We start from the raw sequence: 16,331 nt of genomic DNA on the forward strand, positions 1-16,331 counted from the left end.
ACGGCGCTTTTGCTCTGCTGAAATGTACATGTGGTTAATAATTGAGTCACTGAGAAGAATCAATTCAGGATGAAATACCAGCAACTGTCCTTTCATCAATCCGTCAAGAAATCGCGGCACAAATTCAGACATGAGTCATAGCTAGCGAGCATACTTTCCCGTAGTGTGATTATTTTGTTACAAACTATCTATCAGCAAAACGCTGTCGCCCCGCAGTGAAATAGCTAAAATAGCGTTTTACTTTCTGGTGAGCTGTTGAGTCTGCAATGAAGTGGTTATCCAAAAATGCGCTGATGTTCGCTATCAAAACCTGCATCGCGGCATTTTTAGCTTTGTACATCGCCCTGAAACTGAACCTTGATAAACCAGCCTGGGCAATGGTGTCGGTTTACGTTATCTCACAGCTCTATTCCGCTTCCACGCTGTCGAAAGCGATGTTCCGCTTTCTCGGCACCGTGCTGGGCGGCATCTTTATCTTTTTAATCTATCCGCTGACCGTCACCACGCCGATCCTGTTCAGCCTCAGCGTTTCGCTGTGGGTGGCATTTTGCCTGTACCTCTCGCTGCATGACCGGACGCCGAAAAGCTACATCTTTATGCTGGCGGGCTACAGTGCCGCGATCATGGGCTTTGCCGATGTCACCACGCCGCTGTCGATAACCTATACCGTTATCTCCCGTATTGAAGAGATTACCGTCGCCATTGTCTGCTCCAGCCTGGTGCATATGCTGGTGTTCCCGGTGACCATGCGCAACATGCTGGAAAACAGCGTCAGCAACTGGTTTGAGAGCGCCAAAAATGTCTGCAACGAACTGCTGACCAGCGAATCGAAACAGAGCACGCCGGAACGCGATCAGATCCTGGTGCAGATGGCGAACTACCCGATATCCGTCGAAACGCTGATCACCCACTGCGTCTATGAAGGGGATGAGGCGCGCAGGCTAATCCGTCTGGTCAGTGCCCAGTATCAACACCTCTCGTATCTGATCCCGACCCTGACCGCGATTGAGAAGCGTCTCAGCCTGCTGGCAGAGCAGGGTATTGTGTTCCCCGACTTTGTGGCTGAATCCTTCAGCCACTTCCTGGTATGGCTGAACAGCCCGGAGCAGAGCGGCCAGGCGCAGGCGATCCAGGAGGATATTCTGGCTTCGCAGGAGCGAATAAAAACGCTTTACAGCCAGGGAGAAATGACGGCGGAAGAAGGTCTGTTATTTATCGGTCTGATGGAGCGCCTGCTTAACTTTATCCGCATCTCGGAGTCCTATTTCAACGCCAGAGCGCGCGTCAGCCAGCTGGGTACCGAAAAGAAACCCAGCAAGCTGAAGCTGATCAGAAAGCACCGCGACAAGGGGTTGATCCTGCTGTCCTGCTTTACCGCCTTCTTCGCCACCATGATCGGCTGTCTGTTCTGGATTGGTACCGGCTGGGTGGATGGCGGAACAGCACCGATGATTGCCGCCGTGGTCTGTTCATTTTTCGCCTCTCTCGACAGCCCGGTTGCCTCCATGCAGGTCTTTCTGAAAGGGGTGCTGATGGCCATTCTGATCAGTATTCTGTACGTCGGGCTGATTATCCCGTTGGCGGTCAGCTATGAAGCGTTGATTATCTGCCTGGCCCCCGGCCTTCTGGCGCTGGGACTGGTGATCGCGAACCCATCAACCAACTTTATCGGGCTGATTATTGCCACGCAAATCCCGAGTTTTATCGGGATGTCTCACGACCTGAAGCCCGATTTACTGTCGATTATTAACGCCTCGATTTCGACCATTACAGGCATCGTGCTGGCGGCGGTGGTGACGGCGATTATCCGTAACAAAAGGCCGTCATGGTCTGCCCGCCGCGTGTTGCGGAAGGGGATTAAAGAGTTGCTGCAGTTTACCGGCGAGATCAACATTAATACCGCTTCACTGCGGGCGCGCCAGCAGTTCGTTGCCAGCCAGATTGATAAGATCAATATCATTCTGCCCCGTAACAAAATTGACCCGACGCCTGGCGTGGCGCTGGGTGGTAACCTGATTACTGAGATCTGGTTGGGGGTGAACTGCTATGACTTTTACGCCCGCCATGAAGCGCTGCTCCGGGAGCACGCGCTGGAGTCCGGTGCGCTGATGTTTGAGATTAACAAGTATTTCAAACAGCGTCTGAAGAATATCTATATTGAGCCACCACAGTCCCTGCTGGATGAACTGGATCTGCTGCTGGTCAGAACGGAAGGGCAGTGCCGCAGCGATATGGCGCTGTTCCGGCCGCTTTTTTATCTGTTCAATATCCGCATGGCGCTTTATCCCTCGCAGCGCTGGCCTGAACCGCAGGTGGCGTAATGCAGGGTCTAAAAGGGGGATACCTTTGGCAAATAAGACCGGCGCTTTACACGCCGGTTTTCAGGGATAATTACGGTTTCTCAAACCACTCGCTGTTCTGCTCGGCGATAGGGGTGATGGAGAAGATCATCTCCTGCAGATGGCGGCGCAGCGCTTTCTCCGCTTCGCCCGCATCGCGTGCGACCAGCGCCTGGTAAATCTCTTCGTGTTGCTGGATCAAACTTTCCGGTGGCGATACTTTGCTCAGCGTCAGGAAGCGGACCCGATCCATTGCCGCTTTGATATTTTCTACCGTTTCCCACGCCAGCTCGCAGTTGATGCTCTGCGCAATCAGCCGGTGAAATTCATCATCGAGCAGCAGAAAACCCTGGCTGTCATGACGCTCTGCCGAGATCCTTTGTAGCTGAAGATTGTGCTGCAACAGCGCCAGCGATTCCGCTGAAGCTTCCACTGCTGCCCGGCGGATCACCGCCACTTCCACCGCTTCGCGGATAAAGCGGCCATCGGCCACGCGCTGGGCGGAGATTTTCCGGACAAAGGTGCCTCGCTGAGGCAAGACCTGAACCAGACCAGCTTCGGCAAGTTTGATAAAGGCTTCCCGCACCGGCTGCCGGGAGACGCTGAAGCGGGCAGACACTTCTTTTTCAGACAGCAGCGACCCGGGCGGGATTGCACAGGTCACAATGTCCTGACGCAGAAAGCGATAAATCTGCTGATTCACCGGCTCGCTGGCGGTAATGGTATAGGCAATAGACATTCGGCAATATCCGTATAGCGATGGGCTGAAGGCCCGCTGCGTTAAAGCCTGAGTCTAAAACAGCGCGCTGGCTTTGCGCCAGCGCTTATTGGTTTAAGCCCTGGCAACCGTCTGTTTTACCGCTTCTTTGGCACCTTTTGTCAGCAGAAGCTGATAGAAATGGTTCACTCGCGAGACAAACTGCGTGCGGGTGGCTAAATCCTCACCAAACACTGCTTTGATCGACAGCAGTGCGGCTACGCGGGCTTCGCCTTCAGCGGTTTCTGCCACACGCTGTGCCAACAGGTCGCGCATTGGGTCGCGGATCTCAATCTGCTCGCCTTGCTCATTCACGCCCCCCATATAGCGTATCCATCCGGCCACGCCCAGCGCCAGCAGATCAAAATCACTGCCGTTGTTCAGGTGCCAGCGGATGCTGTCCAGCCAGCGCTGCGGCAGCTTCTGCGTACCATCGTTAGCTATCTGCGCGGTGCGGTGTTTGATCGCCAGATTCTCATATCGGGCAATCAGAGAATCGGCATAGGCACCCAGGTCAACGCCTTTGGTATGCAGAGTGGGAGCCTGTTCATCCATCATCAGCTGGCGGGCAGCCTGGCGGAAATGCATATCGGCCATGCAGTCGCTGATGTGCTGATAACCAGCAAGGTAACCAAGATAAGCCAGGAAGGAGTGGCTGCCGTTCAGCATGCGCAGCTTCATCTCTTCATAAGGCAGTACATTGCTGACCAGCTCTGCACCGGCTTTTTCCCACTGCGGGCGGCCGCTGACGAAGTTGTCCTCAATCACCCACTGCAGGAATGGTTCGCAGGCCACGCTGACCGGATCATCACAGCCCAGTTTTTCGCGCAGTGTGGCGTGGGTTTCTTCGGTCATTGCCGGTACGATGCGATCCACCATGGTGGAAGGGAAGGTGAGGTTTTTGCCAATCCATTCGGCCAGCTCAGCGCTATGTTTCTCCGCCAGCCCGACAATCACGTTGCGCGTCACATGTCCGTTTTCCGGCATGTTATCGCACGACATCACGCTGAACGGCGGCAGACCCAGCTCGCGACGGTGGGTAATCCCGGCGAGGATCAGGCCAGGCAGCGAGATCGGTGCCTGTGGGTTAGCAATATCGTGAACGATTGAAGGGTGGGCGAGATCCAGTTTGCCGCTGGACGGCTCATAGCAGTAGCCTTTTTCCGTCACGGTCATGGAGACGATCGCCACATCCGGCTGGCAGAGCGCATCAATCACGGCGTTGATGCCGTCGGACTTGCCGTGCAGGGCCGAGGTGACCACTCCGATCACCCGCAGCGCCATGTCATCACCGGCCATCTCTGCTACGGTATAGCAGCAATCCTGCTTTTTCAGTGCCTGGATCAGCTCCCCGCTGTTGAGGTTTACCTCGCAGTAGCCCCAGTCGCTGCCGTGCTCGTTCGCCAGCCGGTCGGAGCAGACGGCCTGATGAGCGCGGTGGAAAGCGCCAAAACCGATATGAACCATGCGGGTGCGTAATTTTTTGCGGTCATACTCCGGACGTGCAACGCCCGCAGCCAGATGTTCAGGGGAAAGCATAGAGTATCCTTTCGCTTTGTCAGTGCGCGGTTGTCCGCGCACCTTATTTCAAACAGAAACCGCTTTATTCTGCGTTTTCGGACTTTTAATCACAAACAGCACCAGCATCGCGCCCAGGGCAGCTACCACGCCGGCAAGGATAAAGGCGCTGTCGAATTTACCGGTGTGATGCACGATGTAGCCGGTGACAATCGGGCCGATAATACCGGAGATGCTGCCGATCAGGTGGATAAAGCCACTGATCCCGCCCACGCGGCTCTTGTGCACCACGTCCTGAATAATCGCCCAGTAAATAGCGCCCGTGATATACAGGAAGAAAATCGACACGGACATCAGGATCACTGCCGGGTAAACCCCTTTTACAGAACCTGCCAGACCCACGCAAACAGCAGCGGCCAACAGCGAGACCACCAGCACAATTTTTCGTGAAAGCAGCAGCTTACCGGTGATGTTGAAGATCTTATCTGAGATCCAGCCGCCGAGCGCCAGACCGACAAAGCCGACAATCCACGGGATCATGGTGGTCATACTCATCGATTTGATATCGAGGTTATGCGCCTGCACCAGATAGGCCGGGAACCAGCTCAGGAAGAAGAACAGAATGTAGTTATAGCAAAAGAAGGCAAAAGCGGTGACCAGGATAATCGGCTGGCGCAGATAGTATCCAAGACCGTGCGCGGCCTGAGCCAGCTCTTCGTCCGGGGTGGTCTGCTCCTCTTTCAGCTTCGTCACCAGCAGGCGCTCATCTTCGCTGACGCGGCGGCTTTTCAGCGGATTATCGGCGGCAATCAGGAACCACACCACCATCCACACAATACCGATGGAGCAGATGATCACGAAGGCCGGACGCCAGCCAAAAGCCAGTGCCAGATAGCCGATGATCGGGCCAGCCACTGCACCGCCCAGTGGCGAACCGGCGCTGAGTAAGCCCATCGCAGTGGCCGCCTGTTTTTTGGGGAACCAGCCGTTAATGGCTTTGTTAGCTGAGGCGCAGATCGGGCCTTCCGCCATGCCAAACAGCACACGCAGGATCAGCATGGACCAGAAGCCGGTGGCAACGGCCGTCAGGCCACAGAACAGCGACCACATGCCAACGGCCGCGCCCATTACCAGCGTAGGGCCGAATTTGTCGGTGGCGAGGCCACCAATAAAGTTAAATAGCGCGTAACCGAAGAAGAAGCTGCCGAAAATCAGGCCGAACTGTTCGGCATTCAGCATCAGATCTTTTTCAATCATCGGCACGGTCAGTGAGAGGGCCACGCGATCGAGGTAATTGATCATGTAGACCATGAACAGCAACAGTACGATAGTCCAGCGGAGGTTCTTAAACATGGTCACTCCATTATATTTATAGTCGCAGGGTAGTTTGTACCGGTCGGGGCAGGTTCAGTCTGCCGCCAACCGGCTGTCTGGTGTCATACAGCTAAAATGACTTTGCAGCAGCTCTTGGGATCTTTCTCAAACAGGGTCATCGCCTGTTCAATCTCGCTCAGCGGGAAGTAGTGCGTCACCAGTTTTTCTGGCTGGATCAGCCCCTGTTCCATCCAGTCAATCACCAGCGGGAAGCGATGACTGTTGAGACGCGAGGTAAACAGCGACAGCTCTTTACTGGTCAGGCTTTGCTGGGTCACCGTGCACGGCTCGCCGGAGAAGCCAAGCAGGCCAATCCGTCCGGCAGGTGAGGCCAGCGCTGCCGCTTCTGCCAGAATGGACGGGTGGCAGGCTGCATCAATGATCAGTGTGGGTTTTTCGCCTTCAAGCTGGGCAGCCAGCGGGATTTCACTGTTATTCAGTACCACATCCGCGCCGTTTTCCGTAGCCATCGCCAGACGTTCCGGCAGGCGGTCGGCCACGATCACTTTGCGCACCTTATACACGCCTTTCAGCACCTGAATTGCGGTCAGGCCCATCGGACCGGCACCGAACACCAGCGCCACATCGTTCGGTTGAGGCTGGAGAAAGGCTGTGATGTTGGCGGCGATGGTAAACGGTTCCACCAGGCTGGCGAGTTTGTCGGGAATGCTTTCCGGCAGGTGATACGCATTGGATGAAGGAGCCACGGCATACTCGCTGAAGCCACCGTCGCGATGCACACCAATCACCTGCAGTTCGCTACAGACGTTAGGGCGTCCTACTGAACAAGGGTAGCAGTGGCCACAGCTGACCACCGGATCGACGGCCACGCGCTCGCCAATGCGGGAGCTGTCCACACCCACGCCAACCGCATCAATTACGCCAAAAAACTCATGGCCGATCACCCGTGGATAACGGGCGAAAGGGTTGTGGCCGTGCCAGATATGCACATCGGAACCGCAGATGCTGGCGTACTGGACTTTAACCCTGACTTCGCCTTTCTCTGGCGTCAGTTCAGGGCGCTGTTGCAGTACCAGCTCGCCGGGGCGTTCGATTACCACACTTTTCATTTTCGTCTCCTTACCAGTTCCACAGGGTGCCGTCTTCCAGACGCGCAACGGGCAGGTACGCCGGTTCATACGGGTAGCGTGCCGCCACTTTTTCATCAAACTCAATGCCTAAGCCCGGCAGGTCGCCCGGATGCATATAGCCGTTTTCGAAGGTCCAGTTAGGTTTGAACACTTCCATCATCTGCTCGGAGTAGCCCATATATTCCTGCACGCCAAAGTTTGGTACCCACAGGTCGAAGTGCAGTGCCGCAGCCATGCAGATTGGCGACAGATCCGACGGTCCGTGTGAACCGGTGCGCACCTGATACAGCGAAGCGAAATCAGCAATACGACGCATGCCGGTGATGCCGCCCGCGTGAGTGATGGTGGTACGGATGTAGTCTATCAGCTGCTCTTCAATCAGCTGTTTACAATCCCAGATGCTGTTGAACACTTCGCCCACTGCGATTGGCGTGACGGTGTGCTGGCGGATCAGACGGAAACTCTCCTGGTTCTCGGCAGGTGTCGGGTCCTCCATCCAGAACAGGCGGTAATCTTCCACGCTTTTACCGAAGCGGGCTGCCTCGATTGGCGTCAGGCGGTGGTGCATGTCGTGCAGCAGATGTTCGTTAAAGCCAAATTTGTCACGAATGGCTTCAAACAGCTTTGGCGTGAAGTCGAGATATTTTTCGGTCGACCACAGCTGCTCTTCCGGCCAGTCGCCTTTAGTGGCGGGTTCGTAGGCCTGCCCTTTACCTTTCGCCATGCCATAGGTGGTTTTCATACCCGGCACGCCACACTGGGCGCGGATGGCTTTAAAGCCCAGTTCTTTATGCTTCGTGTAGTCGTCCATCACTTCGTCGATGCTGTGGCCGGTAGTGTGGCAGTAAACCATTACGCCAGTGCGCGATGCGCCGCCCAGCAGCTGGTAAACCGGCATGTTGGCCGCTTTGCCTTTGATATCCCACAATGCCTGATCGACGGCGGAGATTGCTGACATGGTGACGGGACCGCGACGCCAGTAGGCACCTTTATAGAAGTACTGCCAGATGTCCTCGATTTGGTGAGCGTTGCGACCGATCAGCTGTGGGCAGACGTGGTCTTTAAGATATGACGCGACCGGCAGCTCGCGACCATTCAGGGTGGCGTCACCAATGCCGGTCAGCCCTTCATCGGTAGTGATTTTGACGGTAACAAAGTTCCTGCCCGGGCAGGTTACGAAGACTTCTGCTTTTACAATTTTCATCCTGGTGGCCTTTTTGATCGTGCGATGATGAAAAAATACGCATTGACGTACTACCATACAAGCTGATTGTCATGAATCTTCGACGGGGATCACAGTTGAGCATGGTGTTAATGGATTGCTTCGGGAATGGTGTATTCGAAGGTGGGAGAGGGGCGACTGGCGACACCCCTCTTGCTGACTCATTTTAAGCCTTAAGCGTGATTCTGGCGTTTTAATGTTTTTCCCAGGAGTGAAACTCTGCGCCGCGTTTGCCGGGTGCCGTCTCAGGCAGGCGTGAAAGACCATAGAGCGACAGCAAGCCCAGCACCACCACATAAATGGCCAGCCCGTAATAATGGCCACCCGTCATCTGTAATATCTTCACCGCGACCAGCCCCAACACGCCGCTGCCAATCAGCGAGCCGATTTGCCAGATCAGCGCGATCCCGCTGCAGCGAATATGCGTGGGGAACAGTTCCGGGAACCAGGCGGCCTGTGGGGCATAGCACATGCTGTGGCCCAGCGTCAGTACCACAATCATCGCCAGTTGCGCCAGCCAGAAGGTGTTCTGACTCATGGCGATAAAGAACGGTACGATGGTCAGCGTGATCAGCAGGGCACCGATCATATAGACCGGTTTACGGCCAATCCGATCCGAAAGGCGGCCCATCAGCGGAATGGCGATGATTTCCAGCACCACCGCCACGATCATTGTTTCCATCAGCAGGGTATCGCTGAGATGGTTGGCTTTGCCCCATGCCAGAATAATCACCGTGAACAGTGCAAAGGCACAGGCTTCGATCAGTTTGGCAGCCACGCCGTGCACGATGATGCCGGGATAGTCGCGCAGCACTTCCATCACCGGACGGGATTCAGCGGCTTTCGTTTCGCGAATGCGGGCAAACACTGGCGATTCATCAATGCGCAGGCGGATAAACATGCCCACAATCACCAGCAGGGCGCTGAGCAGGAAAGGGATGCGCCAGCCCCAGTCCATCATTTTCTCCGGAGAGAGCGTGGCGGTCAGGATGGCAAACAGTGCCAGCGGCAGCAGAAAGCCTACCGGAGCGCCAATCTGCACCCAGCTGGCGAAAAAGCCACGACGACGAGGTTCGGCATATTCAGCGGTCATTAATACCGCACCGGCCTGTTCTCCTCCGACGCCAAATCCCTGCAACACGCGGATAAAGATCAGCAATACCGGTGCCCAGATGCCGATTTTTTCATAGGTTGGCAGCAGGCCGATGCAGAAAGTCCCAAGGCCGACCAGCAGGATAGTGAAGACCAGCGCTTTTTTGCGGCCGACTTTATCGCCAATATGGCCGAAAACAATACCGCCCAGCGGCCGGGCCAGAAAGCCCACCGCGTAGGTGGCAAACGCGGCCAGCGTGCTGATCAGCGGATCGCTGCTGGGGAAGAACAGATGGCCAAAAAACAGTACGGCAGCGGTGCCATAAGCAAAAAAATCATAATATTCCGCTGCGGTACCAATGGCGGATGCGCTCGCCACCCGGCGGATCAGCGAAGTATTGCCTGCCTTTTCTTCGGCAGTAGAGGTTACTGGAGTGTCGCTCATTGGCAGCCCTTGTTGGTGTTGGAAAGGAAATATCCGGTTTGATTACTACCATACAAGTTGTTGGTGAGCTCACCTGCGAGAGCGATCACAGTCTTAACTGTTAATTTTTTGTGAATTAAAACGGTGTGAGGGAATGTCGATGGTGGTAAGGAGGAGGCAGACGAGGTTGAATGGAAAGTTTCTGGCAACGCGGAAGTCACCGCGGTGCCAGTTTCAGCGGATCAGGCCAGTAGTTCACACGAAGGTGGCAAGCGGCACGAGAGGGCATCCGGCATCACCTCAATCCGGAACATTTTGCCGCTCAGCGGCTCGCCGTCGAGATTAAACGTCATCTCGTGCGGGGCGTGGATTTCCAGCCACGGCAGGGAAGCGCGGATGATATTCGGGTTATCATCGTCACCGCCAATCATTGAGTTCAGCAGCGTCGGCAGGATCTCTTTCGAGGTGACGATGCTCAACTCCAGCTTGCCGTCGTTGATCAATGCATACGGGCAGAGGCGCTGCCCACCTCCGGCCTGACGTCCGTTGCCAATACCGATCACCAGTGCATCACCCTGCCAGCTGAAGCCCGGTCCGCGCAATTCACAGCTGTCTGCCTTAAGCTGATCCATGCGCATCAGCCCATGAATAAAATAGGAGACACCGCCCAGTGCGGACTTCAGTTTTTCCGGGGTTTCAGTGGTGATACGGGTGCCAAATCCGCCGGTGGCCATATTGATGAAGTAGCGATCCTGATTCACTCTGGCGATATCGACCGGCGTGGCTTTGCCGACGATAGCCAGTCGCAGCGCATTCTCCATCTCTTCCGGGATCCCGGCGCTGGTGGCGAAGTCATTGGCGGTCCCCAGCGGAATAATCCCCAGCACCGGGCGACCTGCCGCTTCAAGGCCTGCCAGCGCGGTCGCAATCTCATTGATGGTGCCATCGCCGCCACCGGCGACAACGGTAGTCGCGCCCAGCGCCATGGCTTCCCTGACGTAACGCTCTCCGTCACCGTGTTCCCATGTGACACGAACCTCAACTGGCACACCTTCTTTGCGCAGCGTCATAATGGCTGCGCGCAGGGCTTCGTTGCCTGCCCCCTTACCGTTGAGGATCGCCAGCGTAAGCGAATGTTTGTCCATGATTTTTTTCCTGTCAGAACGGACTCAAATACAAAACTGCTTCATTTATAGCACATTTTGCCAACGGCAGGGGGCGCGGGGGGAAAGTGGTGGCAAAAGAAAAGCCCGACCGGGGGAGCCGGGCGGGCCAAGGAGGTGGTTCAGGAAAAAACTGCTGTTTCGAATTAGTCATTTTGAGCCTGCGCATCATAGCCGGGAATTGCACAGGGTTATGTGATCGGATTCTAATTACAGCACGAAATGATTCCAGTTTTCGGTACAGTTTGGAACTTATTGTCACTGTCGACCCTCCACTGCAGGGTTCAGTTGTTAACCTCAGCCGAATCAGTCTCCACTGCGCTCACCGGTGCATCAGGGAAATTCCGCATCAGCAGGGCGTAATTGAGGTCAATCTCTTCCGGAATTGGGATCCAGACAAAGTGGCCGTTACCGGGTGCCACTTCTGCAGGCTGAAGTTTCAGATTTTCCATTCTCTCCAGTCGGAAATTGATGTTGCCTGCCGGGGTCATCAGCTCCAGGCTGTCGCCGACGCTGAACTTGTTCTTCACCTCAACCATGACCATTTCTCCACGGCGCTCGCCGGTAAACTCGCCAACAAACTGCTGACGATCGGAAGCGGAGAAGCTGTGTTCGTAGTTCTGGTAGCTGTCGTGGGTGTGGCGGCGCAGGAAGCCTTCGGTGTAGCCGCGATGGGCCAGGCCTTCCAGCGTTTCCAGCAGCGATTCATCAAACGGTTTACCGACAGCGGCATCGTCGATGGCGCGGCGATAAACCTGGGCGGTGCGGGCGCAGTAATAGTGCGACTTGGTACGGCCTTCAATCTTCAGCGAGTGCACGCCCATCTGCGTCAGGCGACCGACGTGCGCCACGGCGCGCAGGTCTTTGGAGTTCATGATGTAGGTGCCGTGTTCATCTTCAAAAGCGGTCATATACTCGCCCGGCCGCATTGACTCCTCGATCATAAACACTTTATCGGTCGGCTGGCCTTCGCCCAATGTTGGCTCGACGTTCTTCACCGGGATCGGCTGATACTGATGCACAATCTGCCCCAGCTCATCCTGCTTGCCTTCCTGTACCTTATACTCCCAGCGGCAGGCGTTGGTGCAGGTTCCCTGGTTCGGATCGCGCTTGTTAATATACCCGGAGAGCAGGCAGCGACCGGAATAGGCCATGCATAATGCGCCGTGGACAAAGATTTCCAGCTCCATCTCTGGCACTTGCTGGCGGATTTCGGCAATCTCGTCCAGCGACAGCTCCCGGGAGAGGATCACCCGGGTCAGCCCCATCTGCTGCCAGAACTTCACTGTTGCCCAGTTCACCGCGTTGGCCTGTACGGAGAGGTGCACATCCATTTCCGGAAACGCTTCCCGCACCATCATAATCAGACCAGGGTCGGACATGATCAGCGCGTCCGGCCCCATCGCCACCACCGGCTCCAGATCGCGGATAAAGGTTTTCAGCTTGGCGTTATGCGGGGCTATATTGACCACCACGTAGAATTTTTTCCCCAGTGCATGGGCTTCATTGATGCCGATAGCAAGGTTCTGGTGGTTGAATTCATTATTGCGCACGCGCAGGCTGTAGCGGGGCTGTCCGGCATACACGGCGTCTGCGCCATAGGCGAAGGCGAAGCGCATGTTTTTCAGGGTGCCGGCAGGGGAAAGCAGTTCCGGTTTAAACATGGGGGTTTCCGATTTTTGTCTGATGTCAGGTCAGATATTGCGAGAAAGGCCACCGAAAAGGCGGCCTTGCAGATTGTGGGGGATTGTAAAAGCTGGCGGGGGGAATGTAAATTGCGCTAGATCAATCTGCAGACATCTGCTTCCCAGCGGTAGCCCATGCCGTAGACCGCGCGGATAAAGGGCTGGTCGGCATCCAGCGACTCCAGCTTGCGACGCAGGTTCTTGATATGGCTGTCGATAGTCCGGTCGGTTACCACGCGGTAATCGTCATAAAGGTGGTTCAGCAGCATCTCGCGGGAGAAGACCTTGCCCGGTTCCTGCGCCAGCGTTTTCAGCAGGCGGAATTCGGCAGGCGTCAGGTCCAGAATTGACTCTTCCCAGCTGGCCTGGAAACGGCCTTCATCCACCACCAGCGACGAGGCTTTCTGGGCCTCTTCCGGCGTGCGCTGACAGCGCTTCAGGATCGTCTTAACGCGCGCTACCACTTCACGCGGACTGAACGGCTTGCAGATATAGTCATCGGCACCGATTTCCAGTCCCAGCAGGCGGTCAATCTCTTCGGTTTTGGCGGTAACCATAATGATCGGCAGCTCGGAGAAACGGCGGATTTCGCGGCTGACCGACAGGCCATCCAGACCCGGCAGCATCAGGTCCAGCAGGATCAGATCCGGCGGGGTCTGCTTAACGTACTCCAGCACCTCATCGCCCCGCAGCAGGTGGTGGGTGCGATAATTGGCGGCCTGCAGATAATCCACCAGCAGCTGGCCGAGTTTGGGTTCATCTTCAACCACTAAGATCAGTGGGGCATACGTTTCCTGGGTCATGACACTCCCTGCGCAGCTTAAAGGGGAAATCCCCTCCATCAATTGGTTTTGCAGGGTAAGTGTACCGTAATTCTCAGGCCTCCGGCATCGGAGTGATCCGCTTTAATGCTGCCGTCGTGCGCTTCAACAATGTTCTGACAGATCGCCAGGCCAAGCCCGGAGCCGCCGCTGGCCCGGTTACGCGAACTTTCCGCGCGGAAAAATCGTTCGAAAATTTGCCCGCGCTGCTCGTCGGTAATGCCGGGAGAGGTATCGTCGAAAAAGAGAATTTGCTGTTCAGGCTGGGACACCAGTGTGACAGTCAGGCCGCCGCCCGCGTCAGTATAGCGCAGGCTGTTTTCCATCAGATTGGTGAACAGCTGCATCAGGCGGTCCGGATCGCCAAACAGCGGTGCCCGATCCGGCAGGAGCAGAGTCAGCTTCAGGTTACGCTGCTGATAGCGGTTGATGAAATTGGCTGCCACCACCTCCAGCAGCGGTACCAGGTCGGTATTGCTTTTGCGATAGGCGAGGGCACCCTCATCGGAGAGCGACAGCTGGTGCACGTCATCTACCAGTTTGGTCAGCGTGCTGACTTCACCCTGCAGCGAAACGATGGATTCCGGCGTCAGTTTGCGCACCCCATCCTGAATGGCTTCCAGCTCGCCGCGCAGGATCGCCAGTGGTGTTCTCAGCTCATGAGAGATATCAGCCATAAACGCCCGGCGCATACTTTCATTCTTCTCCAGCGTGCTGGCAAGGCGGTTAAAGTCCTGCGCCAGGCGTCCCAGCTCATCACGGTTGTTGGCTTCCACCCGGCTGGTGAAATCCCCGGCGGCCAGGTGATGGGTACCTTCCACCAGGCGCTTAACCGGTGCCAGCAGGCCGCGCGACATCAGCCAGGTCACCGTTGCTGCCAGCAGCATGGTCAGGCCCACGATGATCCAGCTGGTACGCTCCTGCTGTTTGTCGAAGTTGATATCCGCGCTGCGGGTCAGCCGCTCCGGTGGTGAACCAATTACCCAGCCGACGATATGCCCGTCGCTGGTGGTGATATTGCGGCGGTTGCCTTCCGGCGGCACCGGTGCGCGCGGACCAATCATCACGTGATACTGCTGGTCGATAATCCAGAACTGGGTGCGCCAGCCATGCGGCGGCAGCTGGTTGCTGGCATCGGGATTCTGCTCCAGCGAGCGCAGGATCTGAAACACCAGCCGGTTGTTATTGCGCAGAAACTCCCAGTTGCCGTGCTGTTCGTACTGGTCGGCCAGCGCATCGCTGAGCATCACCAGCCGCTGTTCGTTGCCTTTTTTGATGTAGTCGATAAAGCCATGCTCAAAACTCAGGCGCACGCCCCAGTGCATGGTGATCAGCACCAGCATGCAGGTGGAAAAGATCGCCGCAAACAGCTTAACGGTAATGCCGATACGCAACTTTGCAAACATCAGGAGCTCCTCCGGCGGCGGCTCAGAACCACGTTTTTACTGACGTCAGTCGGCACGCGCCAGAACACCAGCGCGGGCAGAATAATGATCAACGCCATACACAAATAGGTATAGATAAAGGCCTGGTGCACCGCAGGGCTGTCGGCCACGGCCTGATGGCCGAAGGTGCCGAGCAGCAGCCCGGCCAGCGTCACGCCGATACTCATCGACAGCTGCATAATCATCGACAGTAGGCTGTTGCCACTGCTGGCCAGATCGTCCGGCAGCTCTTTCAGCGTCAGGGTATTCATTGAAGAGAAGCGGATGGCGTTAACCATACCCAGCAGGAACAACACCACCGGCAACAGCCACTCCCAACCCATCAGCGCCACCGCCGGGAACAGCAGCACCACCAGGCTCAGGCTGACCGTTGAGCCGACCAGCACGTTGCGGTAGCCAAAGCGGTTAACGATTTGCACCACGATGCGCTTCATTCCCATATTCCCCAGTACCATCGGGATCATCATCAGCCCGGCGTGGAACGGAGTGAAGCCCATGCCGACCTGCAGGAAAATCGGTGCCATAAACGGCAGCATACCGCTGCCGATACGGCCGGTGAAGCTGCCCAGCAGGCCGATGGAGTAGATGCGGTTATCAAACAGTTTCAGGCTGAACAGCGCGTGGTCGTTGCCGCGGGCATGCATCAGGTAGAACAGCAGGGCGAAGACCCCAATCAGGATGAACAGACAGAGCATCAGAGGCGAAATGCCCAACCCTCTCTGTCCGTCGAGGGCGAGAGTCAGCGTGACCATTCCCGCGGCCAGCAGCACAAAGCCGATAAAGTCGAACCGCCTGGGGGGCAGTTTGAGGTTGGGCATCAGCGTCAGGGTGGCTATCGCGCCAATCAGGCCGACCGGCAGATTAATCAGGAAGATCCAGTGCCAGCTGGCATACTGCACCAGAATACCGCCCAGCGCTGGGCCGAGCAGCGGGCCAACCTGGCCGGGCAGGGTGACGAAGGTCATCGCCGCCATATACTGCTCGCGCGGTACCAGCTTCATTACCGTCAGTCGCCCGACCGGCACCATCATCGCCCCGCCAATCCCCTGCAGCACGCGGGCCGCCATCAGCTGGTCCAGCGTGGTCGCCATCGCGCAGAACAGCGACCCGGGGCTGAACAGGATAATGGCGCTGAAGAAGATGTTACGAACCCCGAACCGGTCCGCCAGCCAGCCGCTGACCGGCAGCATCACCGCCACGGTCAGCACATAGGAGACCACTACCGAATGCATATGTAGCGGGTTTTCGCTCAGGCTCACCGCCATTGAGGGCAGGGCAGTGTTGACGATGGTGGTATCCAGCGACTGCATAAAAAAGCCAAAGGCCACAATCCACAGCTGCCAGCGCGCGGTTGGGGGAAGCGTATTCATTTTTTAAAGCATTCCTGAGTTATTGGGCAC

General features: G+C 56.4%; 12 protein-coding genes. 1 reads left to right on the forward strand and 11 read right to left on the reverse strand.

Features of this window, described 5'->3' with window-relative positions:
• Window positions 1-266: 266 nt before the first annotated feature.
• On the forward strand, window positions 267-2,321 hold the full coding sequence (locus AC3Y5R_RS19425; protein ID WP_489922691.1) for an FUSC family protein: 2,055 nt from the start codon (window positions 267-269) through the stop codon (window positions 2,319-2,321).
• Between the two features lie 70 nt (window positions 2,322-2,391).
• On the opposite strand, the gene AC3Y5R_RS19430 is transcribed toward AC3Y5R_RS19425, so the two are convergent.
• The 11 genes from AC3Y5R_RS19430 to AC3Y5R_RS19480 form a co-directional block, all read right to left on the reverse strand.
• Complete coding sequence (locus AC3Y5R_RS19430; protein ID WP_489922692.1) at window positions 2,392-3,078, reverse strand: GntR family transcriptional regulator; 687 nt, start codon at window positions 3,076-3,078, stop codon at window positions 2,392-2,394.
• 93 nt (window positions 3,079-3,171) lie between these two features.
• Window positions 3,172-4,635, reverse strand: a complete 1,464-nt coding sequence (locus AC3Y5R_RS19435; protein ID WP_489922693.1) for a mannitol dehydrogenase family protein — start codon at window positions 4,633-4,635, stop codon at window positions 3,172-3,174.
• A gap of 48 nt (window positions 4,636-4,683) precedes the next feature.
• Window positions 4,684-5,967 (reverse strand): MFS transporter, encoded by a 1,284-nt coding sequence (locus AC3Y5R_RS19440; protein ID WP_489922694.1) that lies wholly within the window; start codon window positions 5,965-5,967, stop codon window positions 4,684-4,686.
• An 83-nt stretch (window positions 5,968-6,050) separates the two neighbouring features.
• Window positions 6,051-7,058, reverse strand: a complete 1,008-nt coding sequence (locus tag AC3Y5R_RS19445) for a Zn-dependent oxidoreductase (RefSeq protein WP_489922695.1) — start codon at window positions 7,056-7,058, stop codon at window positions 6,051-6,053.
• A gap of 10 nt (window positions 7,059-7,068) precedes the next feature.
• Window positions 7,069-8,283, reverse strand: coding sequence for a D-mannonate dehydratase ManD (gene manD, locus AC3Y5R_RS19450; protein WP_489922696.1), 1,215 nt, complete (start codon window positions 8,281-8,283; stop codon window positions 7,069-7,071).
• Window positions 8,284-8,494: 211 nt separating this feature from the next.
• Window positions 8,495-9,838 carry an MFS transporter gene (locus tag AC3Y5R_RS19455; RefSeq protein WP_158783565.1) on the reverse strand — a complete coding sequence of 448 codons (1,344 nt, stop codon included), beginning with the start codon at window positions 9,836-9,838 and terminating at the stop codon, window positions 8,495-8,497.
• Between the two features lie 221 nt (window positions 9,839-10,059).
• Window positions 10,060-10,962, reverse strand: a complete 903-nt coding sequence (gene yegS / locus AC3Y5R_RS19460; RefSeq protein WP_158783564.1) for a lipid kinase YegS — start codon at window positions 10,960-10,962, stop codon at window positions 10,060-10,062.
• A gap of 302 nt (window positions 10,963-11,264) precedes the next feature.
• Window positions 11,265-12,644 (reverse strand): prephenate-dependent tRNA uridine(34) hydroxylase TrhP, encoded by a 1,380-nt coding sequence (gene trhP / locus AC3Y5R_RS19465; protein WP_489922697.1) that lies wholly within the window; start codon window positions 12,642-12,644, stop codon window positions 11,265-11,267.
• A 116-nt stretch (window positions 12,645-12,760) separates the two neighbouring features.
• Complete coding sequence (baeR, locus tag AC3Y5R_RS19470; RefSeq protein WP_489922698.1) at window positions 12,761-13,468, reverse strand: envelope stress response regulator BaeR; 708 nt, start codon at window positions 13,466-13,468, stop codon at window positions 12,761-12,763.
• Between the two features lie 38 nt (window positions 13,469-13,506).
• A complete protein-coding gene (gene baeS / locus AC3Y5R_RS19475; protein ID WP_489922699.1) occupies window positions 13,507-14,892 on the reverse strand; it encodes an envelope stress sensor histidine kinase BaeS in 1,386 nt (461 codons plus the stop codon).
• Window positions 14,892-16,301, reverse strand: a complete 1,410-nt coding sequence (locus AC3Y5R_RS19480; RefSeq protein WP_489922700.1) for an MFS transporter — start codon at window positions 16,299-16,301, stop codon at window positions 14,892-14,894. Before AC3Y5R_RS19480 ends, baeS begins: the two co-directional genes overlap by 1 nt.
• Window positions 16,302-16,331 lie beyond the last annotated feature (30 nt).

The organism is Erwinia sp. 009765445, assembly GCF_058137865.1.